A 1,845-nucleotide genomic window follows, 5' to 3' on the forward strand; every position below is an offset into this window, starting at 1 on the left:
CACGCCCACCCCCACACAGCGTTGCCACGATCGGCGTTGCCACGATCAGCGCTGGGAACTGTGGTTCGGGGATTGAAGAGAAACATCGCACCGCCTCGATATCGAGTGGAAACCATGTGACGATCCTGCGAGAGTGCAGCCGAAGGTCATCGACCTCGACGAAGGGTCGCTTCGAAGTCCGAACCTCCCCGAAGGTCCGAACTCAGGATCAGAATTTGTCGTCGTCAGGCGTCAGGCGCACCGCAGTGCTGCGGTGCTCAACGCAAGGCTAGAAACCGGTTGCCCACACCTGCTTCACCGGAAACGTTCGGCTTCACGGGCAAGTTCGGTCAACCGTTCACACAATTGTGTGAGTTCCGAACTTTCGGCGCCCTCGGCAACAGCTGTCGCCACATCTTCGGCGGCGCAGCGGACCTCGAACATCCGATCCACCAGTTCGACAGCCTCGACGGCGGTCAAGATGACGGCGTCAGCCGGGATGGACGTGCCTTTGACGGCACTGCGTTGTTCGTAGGCGCGCTGGCGACAGGACTGGCTGCAGTACCGGCGACGACGACCCACTCCCGTCACCGCGACCTCGCGGCCGCACCACACACACGGGTTCCCGGAACGCGCAGTCTGCGGTGATCCGACGCGTGTGCTCTCAGCCATGAGTCGACACTGTACTCGAGATTCGGACGCCTTCGATGAACGCGCACGGTACCCGGTAAGATGGAGAGGTTGCGTCTTCTCGCCACACGGGAACCAATCGGGTGCTCGTGGCGTTGTAGATGAGTGTGAGCGTCTACTCCCCAAGTCAGGGCGCCCACCAGCGGTGACGAACGAAGAGAGGACACCACCATGGCAGATCGCGTACTTCGAGGTAGCCGACTCGGAGCTGTGAGCTACGAGACCGACCGTGACCATGACCTCGCGCCCCGTCGTATGGCCAAGTACAAGTGCGAGAACGGCGAGATCTTCGACATCCCGTTCGCGGACGAAGCCGAGATCCCCGGTACCTGGTTGTGCCGTAACGGCCTCGAAGGCAGCCTCATGGAGGGAACTGCCCCCGAAGCCAAGAAGGTCAAGCCTCCCCGTACCCACTGGGACATGCTGCTCGAGCGTCGCTCGGTCGAGGAACTCGAAGAGCTCCTCAAAGAGCGTCTCGACTTGCTGAAGGCCAAGCGTCGCGGCGCATGAACTAGCACTTCGATCAAGACCGTCCGGTTCTACACCGGGCGGTCTTTCTCGTTCTTCGGGGAGTGATCGTTCGCAAGTCGACGTCATACTTCGGCCCTTCTTCGACGTGGCAACTCCAGATGCTTCGCCGTACTGAAAGATATTTCAGTACAACGTCATTCAGCATCCAGGCGCACTCGCGAGCCGACAGTGCGCGAATGCGAGATTCGCGCTGGAGAACTATCGGCACTGCTTTGTGCACCAGTGTGAGCTGTATCCCCCACCCTGCGACACGCCAAACTTCGGTACACCAAACTTCGATGCGGCGTCGGGACACCTCGGATACGGTGGCGAAATGAGACCGTCAGGAATGTTTGTCGGCGCGAGCGCGCTGCTGCTCCTTGTAGGCTGCGGAAGTACCGAGTCCCCGGTGCGGGGCTCCGCCCCTGCTCCCCCGACAGTCGATCTTTCGATGCTCGAGCCGGCGGCCTGCCTGGCCGACAATCTCGGCACGTCGCTCGGCAGCGGAGTGATCGTTTCCGAGCCGAAATCGATCCCCGACGGATTCACCCCCACTCACGTGATCACGTGCGACTTCGGTACAATGGCGATGGCGATGGCGATGGCGATGGCGATGGCGATGGCGATGGCGATGGCGATGGCGATGGCGATGGCGATGGCGATGGC

The 1,845-nt window shown here is 61.5% G+C and carries 2 protein-coding genes and 1 pseudogene; 2 read left to right on the forward strand and 1 reads right to left on the reverse strand.

The genetic code is table 11. The features are described from left to right. Window positions 1-294: 294 nt before the first annotated feature. Entirely contained in the window at window positions 295-651 is a 357-nt protein-coding gene (locus R4P65_RS21570; protein WP_192804714.1) for a hypothetical protein, read from the reverse strand. A gap of 189 nt (window positions 652-840) precedes the next feature. On the opposite strand from R4P65_RS21570, the gene R4P65_RS21575 reads away from it, so the two are divergent. After that, the gene (locus R4P65_RS21575; RefSeq protein WP_230815631.1) at window positions 841-1,179 is read left to right on the forward strand and encodes an RNA polymerase-binding protein RbpA; all 339 of its coding nucleotides are present in this window, start codon (window positions 841-843) and stop codon (window positions 1,177-1,179) included. Window positions 1,180-1,513: 334 nt separating this feature from the next. Further along, window positions 1,514-1,845, forward strand: a pseudogene (locus tag R4P65_RS21580) (hypothetical protein); the annotation flags it as partial.

Source organism: Rhodococcus sp. IEGM 1318, assembly GCF_033142465.1.
Taxonomy (GTDB): Bacteria; Actinomycetota; Actinomycetes; order Mycobacteriales; family Mycobacteriaceae; genus Rhodococcus_F; species Rhodococcus_F qingshengii_B.